The sequence below is a fragment of the Kitasatospora sp. NPDC058162 genome, from assembly GCF_042884005.1.
Taxonomy (GTDB): Bacteria; Actinomycetota; Actinomycetes; order Streptomycetales; family Streptomycetaceae; genus Kitasatospora.
On the sequence record NZ_JBHVUS010000030.1, the window covers coordinates 54,713 to 77,780 of the forward strand.

Annotated in this window: 19 protein-coding genes and 1 pseudogene; 13 read left to right on the forward strand and 7 right to left on the reverse strand. The window is 74.0% G+C overall.

Annotated features, from left to right (window positions below; translation table 11 throughout):
• Nucleotides 1-58 precede the first annotated feature (58 nt).
• A complete protein-coding gene (locus tag ACFVXG_RS35245) occupies nt 59-373 on the reverse strand; it encodes an antibiotic biosynthesis monooxygenase family protein (protein ID WP_387933591.1) in 315 nt (104 codons plus the stop codon).
• 144 nt (nt 374-517) lie between these two features.
• On the opposite strand from ACFVXG_RS35245, the gene ACFVXG_RS35250 reads away from it, so the two are divergent.
• Nucleotides 518-1,213, forward strand: a complete 696-nt coding sequence (locus ACFVXG_RS35250) for an MSMEG_1061 family FMN-dependent PPOX-type flavoprotein (RefSeq protein ID WP_387933593.1) — start codon at nt 518-520, stop codon at nt 1,211-1,213.
• A gap of 113 nt (nt 1,214-1,326) precedes the next feature.
• Here the strand turns inward: ACFVXG_RS35250 and ACFVXG_RS35255 are convergent, their stop codons facing one another.
• Nucleotides 1,327-1,515 (reverse strand): YegP family protein, encoded by a 189-nt coding sequence (locus ACFVXG_RS35255; protein ID WP_387933595.1) that lies wholly within the window; start codon nt 1,513-1,515, stop codon nt 1,327-1,329.
• Between the two features lie 177 nt (nt 1,516-1,692).
• On the opposite strand from ACFVXG_RS35255, the gene ACFVXG_RS35260 reads away from it, so the two are divergent.
• The 5 genes from ACFVXG_RS35260 (at nt 1,693) to ACFVXG_RS35280 (ending at nt 7,062) form a co-directional block, all read left to right on the forward strand.
• Nucleotides 1,693-2,109, forward strand: coding sequence for an HIT family protein (locus ACFVXG_RS35260; protein ID WP_387933597.1), 417 nt, complete (start codon nt 1,693-1,695; stop codon nt 2,107-2,109).
• Nucleotides 2,110-2,301: 192 nt separating this feature from the next.
• On the forward strand, nt 2,302-3,369 hold the full coding sequence (locus tag ACFVXG_RS35265; RefSeq protein WP_387933599.1) for a serine hydrolase domain-containing protein: 1,068 nt from the start codon (nt 2,302-2,304) through the stop codon (nt 3,367-3,369).
• A gap of 172 nt (nt 3,370-3,541) precedes the next feature.
• The gene (locus tag ACFVXG_RS35270; RefSeq protein ID WP_387933601.1) at nt 3,542-4,477 is read left to right on the forward strand and encodes a hypothetical protein; all 936 of its coding nucleotides are present in this window, start codon (nt 3,542-3,544) and stop codon (nt 4,475-4,477) included.
• Nucleotides 4,478-4,563: 86 nt separating this feature from the next.
• Entirely contained in the window at nt 4,564-5,748 is a 1,185-nt protein-coding gene (locus ACFVXG_RS35275) for a thiolase family protein (RefSeq protein ID WP_387933603.1), read from the forward strand.
• 102 nt (nt 5,749-5,850) lie between these two features.
• Nucleotides 5,851-7,062, forward strand: coding sequence for an alpha/beta hydrolase family protein (locus ACFVXG_RS35280; RefSeq protein ID WP_387933605.1), 1,212 nt, complete (start codon nt 5,851-5,853; stop codon nt 7,060-7,062).
• Nucleotides 7,063-7,160: 98 nt separating this feature from the next.
• On the opposite strand, the gene ACFVXG_RS35285 is transcribed toward ACFVXG_RS35280, so the two are convergent.
• A complete protein-coding gene (locus ACFVXG_RS35285; RefSeq protein WP_387933607.1) occupies nt 7,161-7,700 on the reverse strand; it encodes a winged helix-turn-helix transcriptional regulator in 540 nt (179 codons plus the stop codon).
• A gap of 122 nt (nt 7,701-7,822) precedes the next feature.
• On the opposite strand from ACFVXG_RS35285, the gene ACFVXG_RS35290 reads away from it, so the two are divergent.
• The 5 genes and pseudogenes from ACFVXG_RS35290 to ACFVXG_RS35310 all read left to right on the forward strand — a co-directional run bounded on the left by ACFVXG_RS35290 (nt 7,823) and on the right by ACFVXG_RS35310 (nt 17,290).
• Complete coding sequence (locus ACFVXG_RS35290) at nt 7,823-9,289, forward strand: MFS transporter (RefSeq protein WP_387933609.1); 1,467 nt, start codon at nt 7,823-7,825, stop codon at nt 9,287-9,289.
• Nucleotides 9,290-9,649: 360 nt separating this feature from the next.
• A pseudogene (gene istA, locus ACFVXG_RS35295) lies at nt 9,650-10,910 on the forward strand (IS21 family transposase).
• Complete coding sequence (gene istB / locus ACFVXG_RS35300; protein ID WP_387933611.1) at nt 10,910-11,761, forward strand: IS21-like element helper ATPase IstB; 852 nt, start codon at nt 10,910-10,912, stop codon at nt 11,759-11,761. Before istA ends, istB begins: the two are co-directional and overlap by 1 nt.
• A gap of 1,330 nt (nt 11,762-13,091) precedes the next feature.
• Nucleotides 13,092-16,772, forward strand: coding sequence for a SpoIIE family protein phosphatase (locus ACFVXG_RS35305; protein ID WP_387933613.1), 3,681 nt, complete (start codon nt 13,092-13,094; stop codon nt 16,770-16,772).
• A gap of 113 nt (nt 16,773-16,885) precedes the next feature.
• On the forward strand, nt 16,886-17,290 hold the full coding sequence (locus tag ACFVXG_RS35310; protein WP_387933615.1) for a nuclear transport factor 2 family protein: 405 nt from the start codon (nt 16,886-16,888) through the stop codon (nt 17,288-17,290).
• Nucleotides 17,291-17,326: 36 nt separating this feature from the next.
• On the opposite strand, the gene ACFVXG_RS35315 is transcribed toward ACFVXG_RS35310, so the two are convergent.
• The 3 genes from ACFVXG_RS35315 to ACFVXG_RS35325 all read right to left on the reverse strand — a co-directional run bounded on the left by ACFVXG_RS35315 (nt 17,327) and on the right by ACFVXG_RS35325 (nt 20,230).
• Nucleotides 17,327-18,394 carry an S-adenosylmethionine:tRNA ribosyltransferase-isomerase gene (locus ACFVXG_RS35315; protein ID WP_387933616.1) on the reverse strand — a complete coding sequence of 356 codons (1,068 nt, stop codon included), beginning with the start codon at nt 18,392-18,394 and terminating at the stop codon, nt 17,327-17,329.
• Nucleotides 18,391-19,152 carry an SDR family NAD(P)-dependent oxidoreductase gene (locus ACFVXG_RS35320; RefSeq protein WP_387933617.1) on the reverse strand — a complete coding sequence of 254 codons (762 nt, stop codon included), beginning with the start codon at nt 19,150-19,152 and terminating at the stop codon, nt 18,391-18,393. Before ACFVXG_RS35320 ends, ACFVXG_RS35315 begins: the two co-directional genes overlap by 4 nt.
• A gap of 130 nt (nt 19,153-19,282) precedes the next feature.
• On the reverse strand, nt 19,283-20,230 hold the full coding sequence (locus ACFVXG_RS35325; RefSeq protein ID WP_387933619.1) for an RluA family pseudouridine synthase: 948 nt from the start codon (nt 20,228-20,230) through the stop codon (nt 19,283-19,285).
• Nucleotides 20,231-20,403: 173 nt separating this feature from the next.
• Here ACFVXG_RS35325 and ACFVXG_RS35330 point away from each other — a divergent pair, with 173 nt between their 5' ends.
• Both ACFVXG_RS35330 and ACFVXG_RS35335 read left to right on the forward strand, forming a co-directional pair.
• Nucleotides 20,404-21,492 carry a PP2C family protein-serine/threonine phosphatase gene (locus tag ACFVXG_RS35330; protein WP_387933621.1) on the forward strand — a complete coding sequence of 363 codons (1,089 nt, stop codon included), beginning with the start codon at nt 20,404-20,406 and terminating at the stop codon, nt 21,490-21,492.
• A 179-nt stretch (nt 21,493-21,671) separates the two neighbouring features.
• Nucleotides 21,672-22,058, forward strand: a complete 387-nt coding sequence (locus tag ACFVXG_RS35335; protein ID WP_387933623.1) for a DUF3224 domain-containing protein — start codon at nt 21,672-21,674, stop codon at nt 22,056-22,058.
• Nucleotides 22,059-22,102: 44 nt separating this feature from the next.
• Here the strand turns inward: ACFVXG_RS35335 and ACFVXG_RS35340 are convergent, their stop codons facing one another.
• Nucleotides 22,103-22,933 carry a poly-gamma-glutamate hydrolase family protein gene (locus ACFVXG_RS35340; protein WP_387933625.1) on the reverse strand — a complete coding sequence of 277 codons (831 nt, stop codon included), beginning with the start codon at nt 22,931-22,933 and terminating at the stop codon, nt 22,103-22,105.
• Nucleotides 22,934-23,068 lie beyond the last annotated feature (135 nt).

Below are 23,068 nucleotides of genomic sequence, written 5' to 3' on the forward strand. Positions count from 1 at the left end.
GGACGTTCCGGACCGGCCGGGCGTTCAGGCTCAGCCGGGCGTTCAGGCCCGGCCGGGCTCAGAGCGTGGCGGGTGCGGCGATCGGTGTGAAGTGGCTGACCTCCGGGGGGTGCAGGAGGTAGTGCAGCTCACCCTCCGACCAGACCGGCCGGATCCGCCACATCGGCCCGGCGTACCCGCGCAGGGCCTCCTCGTCGCGCCAGCGGCTCACCACGAGCACCCGGTGCCCGCCCTCGGTCACCGAGCGCAGCAGTTCACCGCCGAGGCAGCCGTCCGTCCGCCCGAGCTGCGGGATCACCTGGCTGAGCAGGTGCGCGCAGAACTCCTCGATGCGATCGGCCGTGACCTGCCCGGCCCAGATTCTGACGATCACGGCCACCACCTCCGGCTGGCTGGAGTCCTTGGCCCCATTATCAGCGGAAACCCGCTGGTGGGGAGGGGTGGAGCGACTCTTTCACGGAGAGTTGGGGAACTCGCGGGAAGCGGTGCGGGGAGGGGCCTCCGTTAGATTCCCGGTATGACCCTCATACCGGAAGCCCCCGCGTCGTCGTCGTCCTCCGCGCAGGCCCCGAACGGCCTGTTCGCCGCCCTCAGCGCGGGCGCCCTCACCGAGCCGGCCCAGCTGCGCGAGGTCTACGAGCAGCCGGGCGACCACGCCCGCCGCAAGCAGGTGGACCACCTCCACGAGGTCGCCCAACGGCTCATCGCCTGCTCCTCGTTGGTGTTCGTCGCCAGCTCCGACGCCGCCGGCCGCTGCGACGTCTCCCCGCGCGGCGGCCCGGCCGGGCTGGTCTCGGTGCTCGACGAGCACACCCTGGCCATTCCGGACGCCACCGGCAACAAGCGCCTGGACACCCTGCACAACATCCTGGAGAACGGCCGGGTCGGCCTGCTCTTCGTCGTCCCGGGCCGGGACACCACGCTGCGGGTCAACGGGCGGGCCTGCGTCTCCACCGACCCGGAGCTGCTGCGGCAGCTGACGGCGGTCGGCAAGCCGCCGCGCAGCGCGATCGTGGTGGCCGTCGAGGAGGTGTACGCGCACTGCCCGAAGTCGCTGATGCGCGGGTCCGCGTGGAAGCCGGAGAACTGGCTGGCCAAGGACGCGCAGCCGACGTCGGCGGAGGTCACGCTGTCGCACCTGCGGGACGACTCGCTGACCGTCGAGATGATCGAGCAGACGGAGCGCGAGGCGCTGCTGTACCGGTACGAGTAGGGGCGGTGGCCGGTGGTGGCCGATGGTGGCCGGCGACGCCCCGCGGCCGGTGGTGCCCCGCGGCCTGCCGGGTGTCGGCCCGGCCGCGGGGCTTCCGCCCGTCCCGGGCCGGGTCAGGCGGCCTTCGGGACGTCGATCACCGGTGCGCCGTCGGCCGCCCGCTGGACGGCCTCGACGCCCTTGTGGGCGGCGTCCTTGCTGACGTAGCCCTGGCCGGTGGCGACGATCTCGCCGTTGCCCGCCTTGAGTCGGAACCGGTACTTGCCGCCGGCGTCCTGGTAGACCTCGAACTTGCCCGACATCCGGGCCACCTCCTCGTGCGGCGCGGGTGCGCCACGTCGGTCCGTCCCCCTCCCCCTCGCAGCACCGTGCGCCCGCTGCCGGGCCGGGCGCACGCGGTCGGCCGCCGGACGGGTGAAGCCGGGCGGATCCGGGTTTGCGGAGGTGCCGGGGACGCCGCCGGTGGTTTGAATGGACGGATGGACTGCGTGTTCTGTGCGGTGGTGGCGGGCGAGGAGCCCGCGCACCGGGTGCTGGACGACGAGGCGGCGGTGGCCTTCCTGGACCGCCGGCCGCTGTTCCCCGGCCACGTGCTGGTCGTGCCGCGCACCCACCACCGGACCCTGCCGGACCTGCCGGCCGAGGAGGTCGGGCCGTTCTTCCTGCGGGTGCAGCGGGTGGCGGCGGCGGTGGAGCGGGGCCTCGGCGCGGCGGGCAGCTTCGTCGCGGCGAACAACCGGATCAGCCAGTCGGTGCCGCACCTGCACGTCCATGTGGTGCCCCGCAATCCCAAGGACGGGCTGCGCGGGTTCTTCTGGCCCCGCGGGAAGTACCCGGACGAGGCGGGGGCGGCGGAGGTCGCGGCGCGGTTGCGGGCGGCGCTCGGGGAGGGGTAGGGGCGTTGCGGGGGGACTGGGGCGGTAACGGGGTCGACTGGCAAGGGGGTTGGGCGGCAGGGGTTGGGCACTGGGAGCGTTGCGGGGGGATTGGGGCGTACGGGGGCGTACACCCGTGGGAGCATCCGGGGTGGGCGAAATCATTTCCCAGGCGGACGACTTCGCAGGTCGTGGGCGCCTAGGCTCGCACACATGGACGAACTAGCCCGCCTCGTGCAGCAGACCGCCGACCGCCTCGCCGGCCGGTGCGTCGGCGTGGTGGTCGCCGGGCTGGCCGGTGACGCCGTGGCGGTCCACGGCGCCGGGCGGACGGGGCCGGGGGGCCAAGTACCCGGGGCCCGAACCCTGTTCGACATCGGCTCCGTCACCAAGGTGTTCACTTCGCTCACGCTCGCCAAGCTGGCGCTCGACGGCGCCGTACGCCTCGACGAGCCGCTCGCGGAGCCGCTCGCGGACGTGCTCCCCCGCCCGGCGGCCGTGCCGACCCGGGGCGGGGAGGCGATCACCCTGCGGCACCTCGCCACCCACACCTCGGGGCTCCCCCGGTTGCCCCGGGGCATGCTGCTGCGCGGACTGCTCCGGCCCAACCGGCCCGACCCGTACGCCCATTGCACGACCGAGCGAATACTCTCCGGGCTCGCGCGGACGCGGCTTCACTCCACTCCCGGGCGCGCCTTCCGCTACTCCAACCTCGGCGCCGGGCTGCTCGGACTGGCCCTCGCCCACCGGGCCGACGCCGGGTACGGGGAGTTGGTGGCGCGCGAGGTCTGCGCGCCGCTGGGGCTGACCGACACCTGTCTGCGGCCGGACGCCGAACAGTCCGCACGGCTGGCGACCGGCCACGCGCCGGGCGGGCGCCCGGTGCCGTCCTGGGACTTCGCGGCGCTCCCGGGCATGGGCGGGCTCCGCTCCACGGCGGCCGACCTCGCGGCCTTCCTGCGGGCGCAGTTGGCCGCCGAGCGCGAGCCTGACGCGCCGTTGGCGCCCGCGATGCTGCTCACCCGGGAGACCCGCCACCGGGTCAACCCGTGCGCGTGGACGCACCTCGGCTGGCTCGGGCACCGGCTGCACGCCCAGCAGGGCAGGCACCTGCAGCTGTGGCACAACGGGGGGACGGGCGGGTCCAGTTCCTTCCTGGCGTTCGACCCGGAGCAGCGGGTGGGGGTGGTGGTGCTGGCCAACAGTCGGCGGCCGGTGGACGCGGCGGGCACGGCGCTGCTGCGGCGGCTGCAGGTGGGGCTCGGCGCGGCCGGACGCTGAGCGGGGGGTCTGCTGCTTGGCGGCCGTCCATTGGCTGCTTGGCGGCCGCCCGTCGACCACCCCAGAGCCCCTATGGGCCGAACGGCACCCCTGCTCCGGACACAGTCCGGCTGTTTCGGGCCAAAAGGTGTCGATTGGCACTGTCCCCGAAGGCGGCGGGCGATCGATCCTGGTGATCCGACAGCCGCAGTTCCGGTTGGGGACGGTTGCGGAGACCGCCGAGGGCAAGGAGGCCGAAGTGGCGATGGTGTGGTCGCCCGCATGGGCGCAGTCGTTCATGGAGAACGGCCAGGCCCGGTGCGGGCCGACCGGTCCGCTCGGGCCGGTGGTGCGGGTGCACCGGGCGTTCCGGCCGGTGCCGTGGCGGGCGCGGACGTGGCTGGACGCGGCCGCGGCGGCCCTGGCACTGGCGCTCTGCCTGGCGCTCGGTGAGTGGTGGCCCGCGCCCGTGGTGGCGGCCGTGGCGGTGGTGGCCGTGAGCGGGTACGGCGTGCTGCGGCCCGCGCCCGGCCTGCACTCCGTGCGGGTCCACGAGGGCGGGCTGGCGCTGGTCCGGGCGGACGGCGGCGAGCGGCTGCTGCCCTGGGCGGGCATCGAGGCCGTGGAGTACTCCCCCGGCGGGCACCGCCGGGGGCCCGAGCTGGGTCGAATATGGCCCACCGGCATGGACGGGCCCCTGGTACTGACCCAGCTGCACGGCTTGGAGGGGCTGGTGCGGGAGGTGGACGAGCGCCTCTCCCCCGGCCTCCGGGCCGACCTGCACGAGGCGCTGCGCACCGAGGGGAGCGTCCGGTTCGCCCGGGGGCGGCTGACCGTGACGGCCGCCGGTCTGGTGCACCGGCCCGCGCATCACCTGGCCCCGACGGAGGCCCACCGGTGGGCGGAGGTGCACTCGGTCCGGGCGTCCGGCCTCGGGGAGCTGGAGATCCGGACGCGGTCGGTCGGACTGCCGCTCACCCTCCCGGTGTCCAATGCCCGCGCGGCGGCGGAGTTCCTGGAGGAGCTCCGCTCCCGGCCCGAGCCCCGGTCTCAGCCCCGGTCCGAGCTCCGGCCCCGGTCTGAGCTCCGGTCTCAGCCCCAGCCCCGGAGCGCCATGGCGAACACCTAGCGGGTCGGATTGGGTTGGATTCCCAAACTCACCGACCTATAGTGAGTTTGCTTTTCCAATTCACCCCAGAGGAGAGGCGGCCCGCCATGCGCGATGCCGTGATCGTCGAAGCCGTCCGCACGCCCGTCGGGAAGGGCAAGCCAGGAGGATCGCTCTCGGGCGTCCACCCGGTCGAACTGCTCTCCCACACCCTCCAGGCCCTGATCGGGCGCAGCGGCGTCGACCCGGCCCTGGTCGACGACGTGATCGGCGGCTGTGTCGACCAGGTCGCGGAGCAGGCGATGAACACCACCCGCTACGCCTGGCTGGCGGCCGGGTTCCCGGAGTCCGTTCCGGCGACCACCATCGACCGGCAGTGCGGCTCCTCCCAGCAGGCGGTGCACTTCGCGGCCCAGGGGGTGATCTCCGGGGCGTACGACCTCGTGGTGGCCTGCGGGATCGAGTCGATGAGCCGGGTGCCGATGTGGTCGAACGTCCCGCCGGGGGCGGACCCGTTCGGCGCCTCGGTCGCGGCCCGCTACCCGGGCGGGCTGATCCCGCAGGGCGTCAGCGCCGAGCTGATCGCCGCCAAGTGGTCGATCAGCCGGGAGGCGATGGACGAGTTCGCGGCCGGTTCCCACGCCAAGGCCGCCCGGGCCCACGCGGAGGGCCGGTTCGCGGCCGAGCTGGTCCCGGTGCCGACGCCCGACGGCCTGGTGGCCATGGACGAGTCGGTGCGCCCGGGCACCTCGCCCGAGGTGCTCGCGGGGCTCCGGCCGGCCTTCGCCGACCCGTCCTTCGCCGAGCGCTTCCCGCAGATCGACTGGTCGGTGACGGCGGGCAACAGCAGCCCGATCAACGACGGGGCCTCCGCCGTCCTGATCACCAGCAGCGAGACCGCCGCCCGGCTCGGGCTGCGTCCGCTGGCCCGACTGCACTCCTTCGCGGTCACCGGATCGGACCCGCTGCTGATGCTCACCGGCGTCCTGCCCGCCACCGAGAAGGTGCTGCGCCGGGCCGGCCTGTCGCTCGCCGACATCGACCTGTTCGAGGTCAACGAGGCCTTCGCCAGCGTGGTCCTGGCCTGGCTGCAGGAGACCGGCGCCGACCCGGCCCGGCTCAACGTCAACGGCGGCGCCATCGCCCTCGGCCACCCGCTGGGCGCCAGCGGCACCCGCCTGATGACCACCCTGGTGCACGAACTGCGCCGCAGCGGCGGCCGGTTCGCCCTGCAGACCATGTGCGAGGCCGGCGGCCTGGCCAACGCCACCGTCCTGGAGGCGCTCGACTGATCCACACCTTCCCCTAGGGGCCGCCGAGGGCCCATCCCGCAAGGGATCAGTACACCGCTGAGCGGACGTCAGTTCCCTTGTCCGCGACCTACCGTCGGTCTCATGAGCCGACACACGAACCGCCTTCGCACCACCGCGGCCGCGGCCGCCCTGCTGCTCGCGCTTCCCCTGTCCGTCGCCGCGGCCGCACCGGCCCTGGCGGCGCCCGCCACCCCGGCCGCCGCCACCGCTTCCGCCACCGGCGCCACCACCGCCCCGAACGCCGTCCACGTCGAACTCCCGCGCCCGACCGGGCCGTACGCGGTCGGGCAGGAGGTCCTGCACCTGGTCGACCAGAACCGCCCCGACCCGTGGGTCCCCTCCGCCGGGCCGCGTCAGCTGATGGTCACCATGTACTACCCCGCGCACGCCGGAACCGGCAGCCCGGCCCCGTACATGACCGCCGCGGCCGCCCGGATGCTGCTGGACGGCAAGCTCCCGGGCAACACCCTCCCGACCGAGGACGTGACCAACACCCGCACCTGGTCGGCGACGGACGCGCAGCCGAAGGGCGGCCACTACCCGCTGGTGGTGCTGTCGCCCGGCTTCACCATGCCGCGCGCCTCGCTCACCAGCCTCGCCGAGGACCTGGGCAGCCGCGGGTACGTGGTGGCCCTGGTCGACCACACCTACGAGAACACCGGCACCACCTTCCCGGACGGGCAGACGCTGCCCTGCGTGGTGTGCGGCACGCTCAAGACCCCCGAGGCCTGGCAGGGCCTGGACGAGAGCCGGGCGAAGGACGTCTCCTTCGTCATCGACCAGTTGACCGTCCGCCCCCACCCCGCCTGGCGCTACGCCCGCATGATCGACCGCGACCGGATCGGCATGGCCGGGCACTCGGCCGGCGGCGCGTCCGCCGTCCCGGCGCTGGTGACCGACGACCGCATCAAGGCCGGGGCGGACCTGGACGGCAGCATGGACTACCTGGTGCCCGAGTCCGGCATCGGCGGAAAGCCGTTCCTGATGATGGGCCACCCGCTGCCCGGCGGCGACGAGGACACCAGCTGGATCAAGAGCTGGCCCCGGCTCGACGGCTGGAAGCAGTGGCTGACCGTCGACGGTTCCGACCACGGCAGCTTCACCGACTTCCCGCTGTTCTTCGAGGCGCTCGGCATGCCCCAGGGGCCGGACACCACCCTGTCGGGCCAGCGGGCCGTCCAGCTCACCCGCCAGTACGTCGGGGCGTTCTTCGACCTCCAGTTGAAGGGCATCGACCAGCCGCTGCTCGACGGGCCGACCGCCGCCAACCCGGAGGTGCGGTTCCACTCCTGACCGGCAGCACCCCCTGAGGTGCCGCATCCCGAGGCCGTCGGCGACCTGCCGGCGGCCTCCTCGGCCTGCCCACCTTGCGGCGCTCGGCAGAAAACGGTCTAAGCCGCGGCGGCCGAGGCGATCGGTTCGAGCAGCGGGTGCGGGCGGACCAGAGCGCGGGAGACCGGGTCCTCGCGGTGGCCACCGGTGTGGGCGGGGTTGGGGCACATGGCGACCTCGGCCGGGGGGACGGGCCCGCCGCCGCAGGCGGGGCAGGCGCCGATGAGGTCCAGGTCGGTGCCGCAGGCGAGGTGCGAGAACAGATGGTGCGGGCCGCCCGGGGTGGCGTGCCGGCCGCCCCAGCGGCTCAACTGGTAGAGCGGGCCCCAGAGTTCGAGGCCGACGTCGGTGAGCAGGTAGCCGTGGCGCAGCGGCGCCTGCTGGTACGGCTCCTTGCGCAGCACCCCGGCCGCGACCAGGGCGTTGAGGCGCGCGGTGAGTACGGCGCGCGGGATGCCGAGGTGGGCGAGGAAGTCGTTGAAGCGCTGCACGCCGTAGAACGCGTCGCGGACGATCAGCAGGCTCCAGCGTTCGCCGACCACCTCCAGGGCGCGGGCCAGTGCGCAGTCCTGCAGTTCGTAGTCGATTCCCAGCGCCATGCGGGCCAGCGTAGTCCACGGTCGAGGTGGGTTCAATGAACAGACTGGCAGTGGTAGCGTGCTGCCCGAGACGAAGGTTCATTCACCAGACCCACAAGTCCGGCCCTCCGGAGGGAACACCCATGTCCCCCGCACCACCCGCCGCGCCCGCCCCGCCTGTTCGGCCCGTCCGCCCCGTTCGGCCCGTTCGGCCCGTTCGGCCCGGTGCCACGCTGGCCGTCACGGCAGCCGCGACCGCCCTGGTCACCGTCGCCTACACCGCCCCCACCGCCTCGCTCGCCGCCACCGCCCAGGCAGCCCACCTCGGCGCCTCGGGTCGCACCTGGATCCTCACCGGCACCCTCGTCGGCATCTCGGCGCTCCTGCTCACGGCCGGCAGCGCCGCCGACGACCACGGCCGCAAGCGGGTCTTCACCTTCGGCGTGCTGCTGTTCGCCGTCGCCGAGGCCCTGGCCGCGCTCGCCCCCGGCGGCGTCGTCTACCTGGCCGCCCGGGTGCTGCTCGGCGTCGCCTCGGCCGCCGTCCTCGCACCCGCGCTCGGCCTGATCAGCCACTCCCACCCCGCCGGACCCGAACGGATCAGGGCGCTCGGCATCTGGGGCGCGGCCGTCGGCCTCGGCATCGCGGTCGGACCGGTGTACGGCGCGCTCGTCCAGCAGTGGGCCGGCTGGCGCGCGGTCGGCGGCGGACTCGCCGTCGTCTCCGCCGCCGTGGCCGCCTGCGCCGCCGCCTGCCTCACCGAATCCCGGGCCGAACGGCCCCGCGCGCTCGACCCGTACGGTGTGCTCACCCTCGCCGCCGGAACCACCCTGCTCATCGCCGGACTCGCCGAAGGCCGCAGCGGCTGGGGGCGACCGTCGGTGGTGGTGCTGCTGGTCGGCGGAGTCGCGCTGCTCGCGGCCTTCGCGGTGGTCGAGGCGAGGGTCCGCGAGCCGATGCTCGACCTGGCCCTGTTCCGCAACCCCGGCTTCATCGCTGCAACCGGCGGCGCCCTGTTCACCGGGCTCTCGCTGGTCGGCTTCATGAGCTACCTGCCCACCCTGCTGCAGGGCGTGCTCGGGCTCTCCGGCCTGGCGGCGGGCGGCGTGCTGGCCCTCTGGTCCGGCCTCTCCGTGGTCGCCGCCCTCCAGGCCCGACGGCTGGCCGCCCACCTCGCGGCCACCACCCAGGTCGCCCTCGGCCTGCTCGTCTGCGGCCTCGGCGAAGCCGGCCTGTACGGGCTCACCCCCGGCTCCTCCTGGCCCCGACTGGCCCCCGGCCTGGCCGTGGCCGGTCTCGGCAGCGGCGTCCTCAACGCCGCCCTCGCCCGGCTGGCGGTCAGCAGCGTCCCCGCCCACCGCGCGGCCATGGGCTCGGGCGCCAACAACACCTCCCGCTACCTCGGCTCCGCCCTCGGCGTCGCCGTGACGGTCACCGTCGCCACCTCCGCCCACCCCCACACCCCCGACCCCGAAGCCACCGCCCGCGCCCTCGCCACGGGCACCGACCGCGCCGTCCTGGTCGCCGCCACCCTCTGCCTCCTCGGAGCCACCCTCGCCCTGGCAGCCCACCGCGCCGCCCGCCACCCCGCCCCCGCCCCGGCCCGATGACCAGCCGCGAGCACACCAGAAGTCGCCCCGGCCGACTTCCCACGCGGAGCAGCTCCCGAACGCGAACCAACCAGCCACAAGAGGTCGAACCCGCCGACTTCCGGGCACCCTCTGCGCCCACCCCAGCCGCACAGAAAGTCGACCCAGCCAACTTCCTGCGCACCGCGGCGACCGGCCGCCCGCACCAGGAAGGGCCACTCGGCCTCGGTTCGAGCCGACGCAGGAAGTCGACCCAGCCGACTTCCGGCGCAATGTCGGCAACGGGTGAAACGAGGACCACGGACAGCGGATCAAAAGCGGGTCACTTCGTGATCTCTTGATCATCCTGACTTCACTGGTACGGGAGTCAGGAGGGAAGAGGTGATCGGGGTGGAGGACTGGGCTGAGATCCGTCGGCTGCATCGGGCCGAGGGGTTTGTCGGCGCGGGCTGTGGCCCGGCAGCTGGGGATCTCTCGGGGCACGGTGGCGCGGGCCCTGGGCTCGGACCGGCCGCCGGTCTACCAGCGGCCGTTGAAGGGCTCGGCGGTGGACGCCGTGGAGCCGGCGGTCCGCGAGCTGCTGCAGCGGACGCCGACGATGCCGACCACGGTGATCGCCGAGCGGATCGGCTGGGATCGGGGGCTGACGATCCTGCGGGAGCGGGTGCGGGAGCTGCGGCCGGCCTATCTGCCTGTCGATCCGGTCTCGCGGACGGTCTACGAACCCGGCGAGCTCGCACAGTGCGATCTGTGGTTCCCGGAGGTGGACATCCCGCTCGGCTACGGTCAGAGCGGTCGTCCGCCGGTGCTGGTCGTCGTCTCCGGTTACTCCAGGATGATCACCGCCAGGATGCTGCCCTCGCGGCAGACCAACGATCTGATCGACGGACACTGGCGGCTGCTGACCGGCTGGGGCGCCGTCCCGAAGACGCTGGTCTGGGACAACGAGCCGGGCGTCGGCAGGGGCCGGCCGACCAGCGAGTTCGCCGCTTTGGCGGGCCTGCTCGCCATCAGGATCCACTTCTGTCGGCCCCGGGATCCGGAGGCGAAGGGCCTGGTCGAGCGGGCGAACGGCTACCTGGAGACCAGCTTTCTGCCCGGGCGGACCTTCGCCGGCCCGGGCGACTTCAACACCCAGCTGACCGCCTGGCTGCAGAACGCCAACCGTCGCCGGCACCGCACGATCGACGCCCGGCCCCTCGACCGTTGGGAGACGGACCGGGCTGCCATGCTGGCCATCCCTCCCGTCGACCCGCCGACCTGGTGGCCGCTTCGCACCCGTCTGGGCCGCGACCACTACATCCGCGTGGACACCAACGACTACTCCGTCCATCCCCGTGCGATCGGCCGGCTCGTCACCGTCCGCGCCGACACCGAGGAGATCAGCGTGACCTGCGGCGAGGACGTGGTGGCCCGCCATGCCCGCTGCTGGGCCCGCCACCAGTCGATCACCGACCCCGAGCACGCCGTCGCGGCCCGGCACCTGCGCGAGGAGGTCTGGCAGCAACGGGCCGCCAGCGCGCGCACCGCCGCGCCCCTGGCGCCCGACGGCCTCGGTGTCGAGGTCGAGCAGCGCGAGCTGGCCACCTATGACCGCATCTTCACCCTCATCGAGGGCGGAGCCGGCAAGGAGGATCCCTGATGACCCCGACCACCGCCCCTGCCAAGCAGAGCACCACCACCGCCAGGAGTGACCGTCCACCCGAGGCACGCGCCGCCCGCACCGGTCGGCAGACCGCCGCCGACCTGGCCTTCCTCGCCCGCGCGATGAAGGCCCCCGCCCTGCTGGACGCCGCCGAGCGCCTGGCCGAACGCGCCCAGGCCGAGTCCTGGACCCACCTCGAATACCTCGTCGCCTGCCTGCAACGCGAGGTCGCCGCCCGCGACAGCCACGGCGGCGAGGGCCGCATCCGCGCCGCTCATTTCCCCGCCGTCAAGACCCTCGAGGAACTCGACCTCGCCCACCTACGCGGGCTGACGCGCCAGCAACTCGCCCATCTGGGAACATTGGACTTCATAGCCGCCCGGGAGAACGCGATCTTTCTGGGCCCGCCCGGGACGGGCAAGACGCACCTGGCCACCGGACTCGCCATCCGCGCCTGCCAGGCCGGCCACCGGGTCGCGTTCGCCACCGCGGCCCAATGGGTCGACCGCCTGGCCGCCGCCCACCACGCCGGCCGGCTCCAAGACGAACTGGTCAAGCTCGGCCGCTACCCGCTGATCGTGGTTGATGAAGTGGGCTACATCCCGTTCGAATCCGAGGCAGCGAACCTGTTCTTCCAGCTGATCTCGAACAGATACGAACGAGCGAGCGTGATCGTCACCTCGAACAAACCGTTCGGGCGCTGGGGAGAGGTCTTCGGCGACGAGACCGTCGCCGCAGCAATGATCGACCGACTCGTCCACCACGCCGAGGTCCACTCTCTCAAAGGCGAGTCCTACCGCATGCGAGGCCGAGAACTCGGACGCGTCCCCACCGACGACAACGACTGACGCACACCATCCAGCGAGACCAACGGATGGCCCACAACTGAACCGTTGGAACCGGCCCGTTTTGAGCCGTTGCCGACACGCAAGCCAGCACCCGAACCGAGCGGCCTCCACAGTTGCAAGGGCCGCTTGGCCTCAACCAGAACCGGCGCAGGAAGTCAGGCCCGCCGACTTTTCGTGCGCGGCCACCAAATGCGCACCGGGCAACCGCCGCGCCCAACCCGGCCGCGCAGGAAGTCGACCCGGCCGACTTCCTGCGCAGGCCAGCACCCGAACCGGCGGCCTCCGCAGTTGCAAGGGCCGCTTGGCCTCGACCCGAACCAGCGCAGGAAGTCAGGCCCGCCGACTTTTCGTGCGCGGAAAGCGACGCTCAACGCTCACGGAAGGCAAACCCGGCAACCGCTGCACCCAGCACAGCCGCTCGCCCGCAATCCAGGCTGTCCATAAATCCGACCCGGCTTACCGCCCACGCAAGGCGGTGACCGGCCGCCGACGGGAATGGCCACTTAACCCCGGGTCGAACCAACGCAGGAAGTCAGACCCGCTGACCTTCGAGCACGGCCACCAAATGCGCACCGGGCAGCCTCTGCGCCTAAGCCTGCCGTACAGGAAGTCGACCCGGCCGACTTCCCACGCAAAGCGGCGACCGGCCGCAGCGGGAAGGGCCACATGGCCTCGGGCCGGGCCGACGTAGGAAGGCGGGTCCGCCGACTCTCCGCACACGGCCACCGAATGCCCTTCGGAGGAGCGCTGCGCCCAAGCCTGCCGTACAGGAAGTCGACCCGGCCGACTTCCTGCGCAGGCCAGCGGCCGGACCGATCGGCCTGGTCGACAGCAGCTAGCGGGGCCGCTGGCCTCCGCCCGAACCAACACCGGAAGTCGGGCCCGCCGGACTCTCACGCGCGGCCGCCAAATGCGCGCCGGGCAAACTCTGCGCCTGGCACGGGCGCAGCCCGGGCCGCTCGAGAAGTCGAACTGGCCGACTTCCCACGCACGCGGCGACCGGCCGCCGGTGGGAAGGGCCACTTGCCGAACCGACGCAGGAAGTCGGGCCCGCCGACTTTCCGCGCACGGCCACCGAATGCGCACCGGGCGGCCGCGATGGAACCGAGCGGCTCCCGCTGTTGCAAGGACTGCTTGGTCCCGGCCTGGAGAGGCGCAGGAGGTCGGGGTCGCCGACTTCCTGTGCGGGGTCGGGGGTCGGGGGTCCGTGGTTGTCGGGCCCGGCCTGGGGATCGCGGTGTTCTCCGCGGGGCCACGAGGGGCGGGGCGTGGGGGCTGCGTGCGAGGATGGCAGGGCTGGTGGGAACGAGCTCCGGGCGGGTCTCTGGCCATGGTGGACGACGACGCGCAGCGCCGGGGGGAGCCGCAGCAGCACGCCCTGCTGATGGTGCCGATCGCCACGGCGTTGATCGACGCCGACGGCCGGATCCTGGATTGGAGCGGCGACGCGGAGGCGCTGCTCGGTTACCGTGCGGACGAGGCTGTGGGGGCGAAGGCGGCCCGGCTGCTGACCTCGAACGAGCACCGGCCGGAGGTGCTGGCGCTGTTCCGGGAGATCCTCGCGGGCCGGGAATGGTCCGGGGTCTTTCCGGTGCGGCACCGGGACGGGCATCTGGTGAAGCTGGAGTTCCGGACCCACCCGGTCCGGGGGCCCGGCGGGGTGCCGCTGGTGCTGGCGGTGGCGTCGGAGGTGACGACGTTGCGCCGGATCCAGGCGGACCTGGCGGTGCTGGACGGTTTCTTCACCCAGTCCCCGGTCGGCATGGCGGTGTTCGACACCGGGTTGCGCTACGTCCGGCTGAACGAGGCGCTGGCCGTGGCGAACGGCCTGCCCGCGCGGGAGCACCTGGGCCGCCGGCTCACCGAGGTGCTGCCCGGGATCAACGGGGCCGAGGCCGAGGCGGTGATGCGGCAGGTGCTGGCGAGCGGCCGGCCGGTGGTGGACTTCCGTACGCAGGGCCGTACGCCGGGGGATCCGCAGCGGGACCGGGCCTGGTCGGCCTCGTACTTCCGGCTGGCGGACCGGGGCGGGCGGGTGCTCGGGGTGAGTGCGACCATCATCGACGTCACGGAGCGCTACCGGGCCGATGCCCGGGCGGCCCGGGCGCAGGAGCGGCTGTCGCTGCTGGTGGACGCGACCGCGTCGATCGGCACCACGCTGGACCTGCGGCAGACCGCCCGGGAGCTGGCGGACGCGATGGTGCCCCGGGTGGCGGACATCAGCGGGGTGTTCGCGCTGGAGGCGCTGATCGCCGGGCGCAACGTCGAGCCGCCCGTGCCGGACTCCGCCCAGCTGGTGCGCCGGCTGGCGCTGGCCACCGCGGATCCGCTGTACCCGGCCGATGCGCTGCCGGTGGACTCGGTGTACGAGCTGCCCGCGGACTCCCCGTACGCCCGGGCGCTGATCACCGGGCGGACGGTGGTGGTGCCGTCCTGGGAGCTGTCGCCGCTGGCCGACGCGCTCAGCGAGAGCCGCCGCCGGGCGTTCCTGGGCGACCGGCCGCGCTCGGTGCGGATCACCCCGCTGGTGGCGCGCGGCACGACGCTCGGCATGGTGGTGTACTCGCGGCGCGGGGAGCGGGAGTCCTTCGCGGAGGCCGACATCACGCTCGGCGACGAGCTGGCCTCGCGCGCGGCCGTCGCGATCGACAACGCCCGGCTGTACCTGCGCCAGCACCAGACGGTGCTGGCCCGGCAGCAGGCGCTGCGCGAGGCGAAGGCCGCGCAGGAGCGGCTCGCGCTGGTGAACGCGGCCTCCGCCAGGATCGGCACCACGCTCGATCTCGACCGCACCGCCCACGAGTTGGCCGAGGTGGCGACGCCCCGGCTGGCGGACACGGTGGTGGTGGAGGTGCTGGAGGAGCTGGTCCGCGGCGAGCGGGAGGCACGCGCGCCGGCGGACGGTTCGGCGCTGCTGCGGCGGATGGCGTTCCACTCGGTGCACGGCTCCACCCTGGCGCCGATCGCCCGGCTGGGCGGGGTGCACCGGTTCATGCCCGGTTCCCCGTACGCGTGGAGCCTGGCGCACCGCAAGCCGGTGCTGGTGCCGCGGATGAACGAGGAGGGCATGGCCTGGTTCGCCGAGGATCCGGTGCGCACGGCCGCCGTGCGGGAGCAGAACGTGCGCTCGTTCATGGTCGTGCCGCTGATCGCGCGCGGCAATCCGGTCGGTGTCGCGGGCTTCTACCGGACGTTGGTCGCGCGCCCGTACGAGGACGAGGACCTGGCGCTGGCCGGGGAGTTGGCGGTGCGGGCGGCGGTGTCGATCGACAACGCGCTGCTGTTCACCCGCGAGCGGGACGCGGCCGCGGCCCGGCAGCGGGCGCTGGACGAGGCCTGGGCCGCCCAGCAGCGGCTGGGCCTGCTGAACGAGGCCAGCAACCGGATCGGCACCACGCTCGATCTGCACAGCACCGCACGGGAGTTGGTGGACGTGGTGATCCCGCGCTTCGCCGATTTCGTGACGGTGGACCTGCGCGACGCGGTGCTCGGCGGCGAGGAGCCGGGGCCGGTGCCGAGGGCCGGGCCGGTGCTGATGCGGGCGGTGGCGGTCGGCGAGGCGGCGGCGGACGGCACCATGACGGCGGCCGCGGACCAGGTCGGCGAGACCTCTCAGTCCGCCGAGGTGTACGCGCAGAGCCTGCGCACGGGGCGGTCGATCCTGGTCTCCGAGGTGACGGAGGAGGAGCTGCGCCGGATCGTCGCCTCCCCCGACCGGGTGCAGCCGGGGCTGGCCGCCGGGGTGCACTCGTACCTGATGGTGCCGCTGGTGGCGCGCGGACTCGTGCTGGGCGGCGCGGAGTTCGTCCGCACCCACAATCCGATGCCGTTCGGCCCGGCGGACCGTTCGCTGGCCGAGGAGCTGGCCGCCCGTACCGCGCTGGCGATCGACAACGGCCGGCTCTACCGCCGGGAGCGGGACACCGCACTGACCCTCCAACGCAGCCTGCTGCCGCAGGAGATCCACCGCACCCTCGGCCTGGAGCTGGCCCACCGCTACCTGCCCAGCAGCGTGGTCAGCGAGGTCGGCGGCGACTGGTTCGACGTGGTGCCGCTGTCCTCCGGCCGGGTCGCCCTGATCGTCGGCGACGTGATGGGCCACGGCATCCGGGCCGCCGCCACCATGGGACAACTACGGACGGTGGCACGGACGTTGATCACCCTGGAGCTCAGTCCGGTGCGGGTCCTGCACCGGCTGGACGAGGCCACCTCGGCGCTCGGCGAGGGCCAGTTCGCCACCTGCGTCTGCGTGGTCTACGACCCGGCGGACCGCAGCTGCACCGCCGCCTGCGCCGGCCACCTGCCGCCCGTGGTCGCCGACACCGAGGGCAACGCCCACCTGGTCGAACTGCCGCCGGGCGCACCGCTGGGCGTGGGCGGAGTCCCGTTCGAGAGCGTCGAGTTCACCCTCCCCGAGGAGGCCATCCTGACCCTCTACACCGACGGACTGGTCGAGCGCCGGGGCCACGACCTGGACGAGGGACTGGAGTTGCTCTGCCGTACGGTCGCCGACCGGCGCCGCTCGCTGGAGCAGACCTGCGACGCCGTCCTGACCCGGCTCACCGGGCGCACCCAGGAGGACGACATCGCCGTCATCATGGCGCAGGTCCGCCCGGCGGGCGCCGACCGGATCGCCGCCCTGCCGCTCACCGGCGACCACTCGATGGTCGCCCACTCCCGGCGCTTCACCCGCGAGACGCTCACCGCGTGGGGCCTGACCGCACTCGCCGACGGGGCCGAGCTGCTCACCAGCGAGCTGATCACCAACGCCCTGGTGCACGCCGGATCGCCCACCCAGCTACGGCTGTTCTGCGACCGGGTGCTCACCGTGGAGGTCGCCGACCGGGAGAGCGAGACGCCCCGGATCCGGCGCGCCCGCAGCGAGGACGAGGGCGGGCGCGGCATCCACCTGGTCAACGAGCTGGCGCACCGCTGGGGCAGCCGCCGGACCGGGGACGGCAAGGTGGTCTGGTTCGAGCTGGAGCTGCCGCCGGGCTTCCCGCCTGCGTGAACAACCAGTGGTTGTCGGCGGCCGACCGGGGTTGTTGGCCGCCGGGGCGGCCGAGGGGCTTTGCTGGTGCCACGGCGGGAGAGCCCCGGCCGGACGGACCACAGGAGCCCACCATGCAGCAGAACGACGCCCGCACCGTCGTCACCGAGTACGTCACCCGGCTCGCCGCGGGCGAACTCGACGCCGCCATAGCGCTGTTCGCCGAGGACGCCACCTGGACGTACCCGGGCGGCCTGTCGCTCTCCCGCACCTGGCGCGGCAAGCAGGAGATCTTCGGGGACTTCCTCGGCCAGGTCGGCACCCTGTTCGCCCCCGACGGCCTGCCGAGCATCACCCTCACGAGCGTCCTCGCCGACGGCCCGCAGGCGGTGGCCGAGTGGACCGTCGTCGGGAGGGCCGCCAACGGCGCCGCGTACGAGAACCACTGCCTGGGCGTGTTCACCGTGGAGAACGGCCTGGTCACCGCCGTCCGCGAGTACCTGGACACCCACCACGTGGCGCAGACCCTGCTGGCCTGAACCCGCGGCGCTCCCGATCGGGACCATGAACGCCGGTCAGTCCGGCAGCAACAGGTTGACGTCACCGAACTCGTGCCACAGGTACCGCTGTTGCACGGCCTCGCGGTAGCAGGCTGCCAGCAGCGGGCGGCCCGCGACGGCGGCCAGCATCAGCAGGTGGGAGGCGCGCGGCTCGTGCCAGCCGGTGAGCAGGCCGTCCACCGCGCGGACCCCGCGCTCCGGGGTGACCACCAACTCCGTCCAGCCGTCCGCCTCCTGGAGCGTGCCGTCCGGGGCGACCGCCGACTCCAGGGCGCGGACCACGGTGGTGCCGACGGCGATCACCCGGCCGCCCTCGGCCCGGACACGGCCGACCAGCCGGGCGGTGGCCGCCGGGACGTGGAAGCGCTCCGCGTACGGGGCCTCGTGCGCCTCCGGCGAGGCGACCCCAGTGTGCAGGGTGACCGGCGCGACCAGCACGCCCCGACCGGCCAGCCGCGCCACCGTGTCCGGCGTGAACGGACGGGCTGCGCTGGGCATTTCGCTGCTGCCGGGGACGGTCGCGAAGACCGTCTGGTAGGCCTCGATCGGCCACTCGCGGTCCACGTAGCCGTACCGGATCGCCCGGCCGTGCAGCGCCAGGTACGACAACAGGGGTGCGGGCAGCGAGAGTTCGGCGTACCAGAGGCGGGCGGTGAAGGACTGCACCAGGACGGCCGCGCCGCCGGCCGGCAGGGCGACGCTCAGGCCCGGGCGGGCCGGGGACTCCTCCGGCGGGTAGTAGGCCGCCGCCGAGCCCGGCACCGACCGACGCAACTCGACCAGGTAGGAGCCCCGTTGATCGGGCTGGGCGGAGGAGAGGTGCAGGGCGACCGGGGTGCCGTCGGGCAGTCGGCCCGGCAGGGCGGCCGGGAGGGTGGCCGAGTTGTTGACCACCAGGACGTCCCCCGGGCGCAGCACCTCGGGCAGTTCGGTGAAACGGCGGTGCTCGACCGCGCCGCCGGCCCGTCGGCCGACCAGCATCCGCACCCCGTCCCGGGCCGCACCACGGGCCTCCGCCGGTGCGCGGGCGGAGAGTTCGGGCGGGACGGTCACGTCGAGGCCCAGTGCGGCCAGGGTCGTCATCGCCCACCCCGGACGGGAACGGGCACGGCCGCCAGGTCCTCGGCGCGGTAGCGGCCGGAGGGGGTGCGGCCGCGCAGCAGGTCGAGCAGCAGCGGGGCGACCTGCTCGGGCAGCGGCTCGCCGGAGATGTCCTCGCCGGGACTGGCCTCCTGCAGCATCCGGGTGCGCATGCTGCCCGGGTCGACCGCCCAGACTCTCAACTCCGGCTCCTCCCGGGCGAGTACGGCACTGGCCAGGTCGAGCGCGGCCTTGCTGGCGCCGTAGCCGCCCCAGCCGAGGTAGGGCACCACGGCGGCGTCCGAGCTGATGTTGAGCACGGCGCCGGAGCGGGCGCGCAGTTGGGGCAGGACGAGTTGGGTGAGGGCGATCGGGGCGAGCGCGTTGACCTCGAAGAGCTCCAGCAGGTCCGGCAGCGGGAAGTCGGCCAGCCGGGGCAGCGGTTCGGCGCCGGGCGCGGCGGCGCCGTTGAGCGAGCCGGCGTTGTTGATCAGCAGGCTCGCGCCGCCGAGGCGCTCGGCGGCCTCGGCGAGGTGGGCCCGGTGATCGTCGTCGACGATCGAACCCGGCAGGGCGACGACCTCGGTCACGGCGGCCAGGCCCGCCGCGGCCCCGGCGAGTTCGGCCGCGCCCCGGGCGGTGATCACCAGCCGCCAGCCTTCGGCGGCGAGGGCGTGGGCGAGGGCCAGCCCGAGGCCGCGGGAGGCACCGGTGACCAGGGCGACGACGGGGGCGGAATCGGTGTGCGGTGCTGCGTTCATGGCCCAACGATCGCGCCGCCCGTCGGCGGGCGGATCGGCCGACGGAACCGGGACCCGGTCGTCCGTTCGCCCTAGACCGCGAGCCGGACCTAGGACCGGGACCGGGGTGGCCCGTGACCCCGGCGAGACGTCAGCCCCCGGCCGCCCAGCCGGACGGGTCGTCCCAGGCGGCGAGCGTGCGGCGGCTCTCGAAGCGGCGCTCCCGCCCGGTCAGCGGATCGGTGAACTCGACCGTCGAGGCGAGAAGTTGCAGCGGCCGGCGGAAGTCGTCCGGATCCGGTTCGGGCAGCACCACCGGGTACACCGGGTCACCGAGGATCGGCACTCCGAGACCGCTCATGTGCAGCCGCAGCTGATGGGTGCGCCCGCTGAGCGGCTGCAGCCGGTACCGGCCGAGGCCGTCGCGGCGCTCCAGCAGCTCGATCCGGCTCTCGCTGTTCGGCGGCGCGTCGAGCTCCCGGGCGGCGATCACCCCGCGCTCCTTGACGATGTGGGTGCGCACCGTGCGCGGCAGGCTCAGCTCCGGGTCGTACGGGGCGACCGCCTGGTACTCCTTGCGCACCTGGCGGTCGCGGAAGAGCGTCTGGTAGGCGCCGCGGTCCTCGGGGCGGGCCACGAACATGGCCAGGCCCGCGGTGAGCCGGTCGATCCGGTGCGCGGGGCTGAGCGCGGGCAGGTCGAGGCCGTGCCGCAGCCGGGAGAGCGCCGTCTCGATGACGTGCCGGCCGCGCGGGGTGGTGGCCAGGAAGTGCGGCTTGTCGACCACCACCAGGTGCTCGTCGCGGTGCAGCACCACCAGCTCGAAGGGGACGGTCACCTCCGCCGGGAGGTCCCGGTAGAACCACAGGTGCGCGCCGGGGCGAAACGGTTCGTCGAAGGCGATCGGGCCCTGCTCGCCGACGATCTCGCCCCCGCGCAGCGCCGCCTCGATCCGCACCGCCGCCACCGCGGGCAGCCGCTCGACCAGGTGCTCCCGCACGGTCGGCCAGTCGCCCTCCAGGGGCAGCCGCAGGTGCACCGGGTCCACGCCGAGGCGCTGCGGGAGGGGCGAGGTCGGGCGGCGGTTCTTGCGTCTCATCTCCCGGCCCAGCCTAGTGCGCGCCCCGCTCACCCCCGCAGCGAGGTGCCGGGGCCCCGGGCACCGGCACGCCGGTGCGCCCCCCGCGCCGAGGTGCTGACCCGGGGCGGGGCGGGGAAAGTGGTTCGAAGGCCCTCGGGCCCTGGAGCTTTTCCCATATTGGAGGAGGACGCGTGAGCGCCGACGGCCCGGACGGGCTTCCGCCGCTGCACCTGCCACGGCGGACCCGGCTGCTGCTGTACGGCGCCCTGGTACTGCTGGTCGCCGCCGTGGTGGCCGCCCTGGCCCTCGGCCCGGGGGCGACCCTGTCCCCGCTGCTCGCGGTGGCCCCGGTGCTCGCCGGGGCCACCACCCGCAAGGCCCGGGTCCCGCTGCTGGTCGGCGCGGCGGCGCTGCTGGCGGTCGGCGCGCTGGAGTCGGGGAACACCCAGCTGCCGCTCTCGGTGCGGATCAGCGTGCCGGTCACCGTCCTGGCGGCGACCCTGGCCAGCGCCGCCAGCGTGGTGCTGGTGGCGGCCCGGGAACGGCAGCTGTACCAGGTCCGGACGGTGGCCGAGGCCGCCCAGCGGGCCCTGCTGCGGCCGCCCGCCGAACGGATCGGGCCGCTGCGCCTGGCCGTGCGGTACGTCGCGGCGACCGCCGAGGCCCGGATCGGCGGGGACCTGTACGCCGTGGTGGAGACCCGCTTCGGGGTGCGGATCCTGCTGGGCGACGTGCAGGGGCACGGGCTCCCGGCAGTGGAGACGGCCGCGGACGTGCTGGGGGTGTTCCGGGAGGCCGCCCGGACCGAGCCCGACCCCGGCCGGCTCGCCGAACGGCTGGACGCGGCGCTGACCGCGCGGCCGGGCGACGGCCGGTTCGCCACCGCGCTGCTGCTGGACGTCCCGGCCGGCCGGGAGCCGGTGCGGGTGGTGAACTGCGGCCACCCGCCGCCGCTGCTGCGCCGGGCGGGAAAGGTCGACGAGCTGGCGCCGGCCGTCCCGGCCCCGCCGCTGGGCCTGCGCGAGCTGACCGGGGAGGACTACGCGGCGAGCCGGTTCCAGCCGTGCCCGGGCGACCTGCTGCTGCTCCACACCGACGGGGTGTCCGAGGCCCGGGACTCCGGGGGCCGGTTCTACCCGCTGGCGGAGCGGCTGCCCGGACTGCACGGCAGCAGCCCGGCGGACCTGCTGGACGCCGTGCTGACGGACGTCCGGGCGTGGACCGGGGAGGCCGGGCTGGCCGACGACGCGGCACTGCTGGCGCTGCGCTGGGACCACTGAGGCGGCTGCGCCGGGCGTGAGCGGTGAGCGGGGTGAGCGGGCAGGGGCGATTGTCAGTGGCGTGTGCAACGCTTCACGCACGGTCGCCGGAACGCCGACGGGGTGTCGCCGGGGCGGCGGCCGTACGTACCGAGGGGTGCGTGTCCGAAGCGTGTGAGGACCGACGAGGGGAGCGTGCCATGGCCGAGGCGAGCGGGTCGTTCGAGGTGACGGCGTTCGAGCCGGTGGAGACGGAGCAGCTCGAGGGCGCCGCCTTCGGGCGGGTCAGGATCTCCAAGACCTTCACCGGCGGGCTGAGCGGGCGCGGCGAGGTGCGGATGCTGTCCGTCGGCGACGCCTCCGGCGGGCCGGCCTCGTACGTCGCGGTGGAGCACGTGACGGGCGAACTGGACGGACGCACGGGCTCGTTCGTGCTCCAGCACGCAGCCTGGGACACCACGGGGGTGACGATACGCGTGGTGCCGGGCACGGGGGCGGGCGAGCTGGCCGGGATCAGCGGCGAGTTCCGGCTGTCCGTCGACGCGTCCGGCGCCCACACCTACGTGCTGGCGTACGAGCTGGGCTGACGCCCGCCCTCCCGCCCGCGCCCGGCCGCGCCGTCCCGCGCCCGTCACAGGATCGGCTGGGTCGCCTCCAGTCGCTGGATCGCGGCCCGGACGGCCGTCGCGAAGCTCCAGAACAGGGGCAGCGTGTTGGCCGCCCGGTCGCCCCGGGTGTTCTTGCCGGGGGCGAACATCGCGACCCGCAGCTCGGTGGTCAGCTCCAGCTGGGCGCCCATGCCGAGCATGCTGCGGTTGCAGATGTTCTCCGGGGAGATGCCCGCGATGCCATCCTCGCCGGAGGCGGCCACGGCACGTACGCCCACTGCGGCGAACTCCTCCATCAGGTACTGACGGAAGGCCGGGTTCAGGCCGCCGACCAGCACGGCCCGGGCGCCCGCCTCCAGGCCGGCCCGGGCGGTGGTGGTGCCGTGCAGCGCCAGCACGTTGAGGCTGCCGGAGCACATCGCCCGGACCACGGTGTCGTCGCAGTGGGTCGAGGTGACGTGCAGCGCGCTGTTGTTCGAGGAACGCAGGCCCTCGAACATCCAGAAGTCGTGGGCCGACCCGACGGCCGGGAGCGGGGCGAGGTCAGCGGGGTGGTAGCCGGCGACGGCCAGGCACAGTTCGGAGGTGCCGGCCTCGATGCCACCACCGTGCGGGGCGATGACGGTGGTCCGGAGGAAGCCCGGACGGCCCTGCGGGCCCTGGTCGTCGATCAGGTGCCGGCGGTAGCGGCGGCCGTAGTCCACGCCCTCGACCAGCGTCGGGTCGGCGTACAGCGCGGTGTTGGACGGGTAGAGGTCGGCGGCGTGTGCGGGAGTGCCCCGCAGCGCGACTCCGATGGAGGCGAGGGCTGGGGCCGCGGCGAAGGCGGCCATCAGGGTGCGGCGGTTGATCACGGCCACAGATCATCTCAGGAGGCGAATGAAAGGTAAAGTCCTGGAAAAGTCATAACAAAAGAGAAGTCATGGCGAATCCGGCGCGGCCGGCCCGGCCCCGCGTCACCTTGACGGACGCGCGCCGCGGCCGCCTGG

What these genes read in the sequence shown, in the direction of transcription:
- ACFVXG_RS35335 (WP_387933623.1), top strand. Translation starts at nt 21,672, where the DNA reads ATGGCCGAGGCGAGCGGGTCGTTCGAGGTGACGGCGTTCGAGCCGGTG.
- ACFVXG_RS35275 (WP_387933603.1), top strand. Translation starts at nt 4,564, where the DNA reads ATGCGCGATGCCGTGATCGTCGAAGCCGTCCGCACGCCCGTCGGGAAG.
- istB (WP_387933611.1), top strand. Translation starts at nt 10,910, where the DNA reads ATGACCCCGACCACCGCCCCTGCCAAGCAGAGCACCACCACCGCCAGG.
- ACFVXG_RS35255 (WP_387933595.1), bottom strand. Translation starts at nt 1,515, where the DNA reads ATGTCGGGCAAGTTCGAGGTCTACCAGGACGCCGGCGGCAAGTACCGG.
- ACFVXG_RS35325 (WP_387933619.1), bottom strand. Translation starts at nt 20,230, where the DNA reads ATGAGACGCAAGAACCGCCGCCCGACCTCGCCCCTCCCGCAGCGCCTC.
- ACFVXG_RS35260 (WP_387933597.1), top strand. Translation starts at nt 1,693, where the DNA reads ATGGACTGCGTGTTCTGTGCGGTGGTGGCGGGCGAGGAGCCCGCGCAC.
- ACFVXG_RS35280 (WP_387933605.1), top strand. Translation starts at nt 5,851, where the DNA reads ATGAGCCGACACACGAACCGCCTTCGCACCACCGCGGCCGCGGCCGCC.
- ACFVXG_RS35285 (WP_387933607.1), bottom strand. Translation starts at nt 7,700, where the DNA reads ATGGCGCTGGGAATCGACTACGAACTGCAGGACTGCGCACTGGCCCGC.
- ACFVXG_RS35320 (WP_387933617.1), bottom strand. Translation starts at nt 19,152, where the DNA reads ATGAACGCAGCACCGCACACCGATTCCGCCCCCGTCGTCGCCCTGGTC.
- ACFVXG_RS35305 (WP_387933613.1), top strand. Translation starts at nt 13,092, where the DNA reads ATGGTGGACGACGACGCGCAGCGCCGGGGGGAGCCGCAGCAGCACGCC.
- ACFVXG_RS35290 (WP_387933609.1), top strand. Translation starts at nt 7,823, where the DNA reads ATGTCCCCCGCACCACCCGCCGCGCCCGCCCCGCCTGTTCGGCCCGTC.
- ACFVXG_RS35250 (WP_387933593.1), top strand. Translation starts at nt 518, where the DNA reads ATGACCCTCATACCGGAAGCCCCCGCGTCGTCGTCGTCCTCCGCGCAG.
- ACFVXG_RS35315 (WP_387933616.1), bottom strand. Translation starts at nt 18,394, where the DNA reads ATGACGACCCTGGCCGCACTGGGCCTCGACGTGACCGTCCCGCCCGAA.
- ACFVXG_RS35310 (WP_387933615.1), top strand. Translation starts at nt 16,886, where the DNA reads ATGCAGCAGAACGACGCCCGCACCGTCGTCACCGAGTACGTCACCCGG.
- ACFVXG_RS35265 (WP_387933599.1), top strand. Translation starts at nt 2,302, where the DNA reads ATGGACGAACTAGCCCGCCTCGTGCAGCAGACCGCCGACCGCCTCGCC.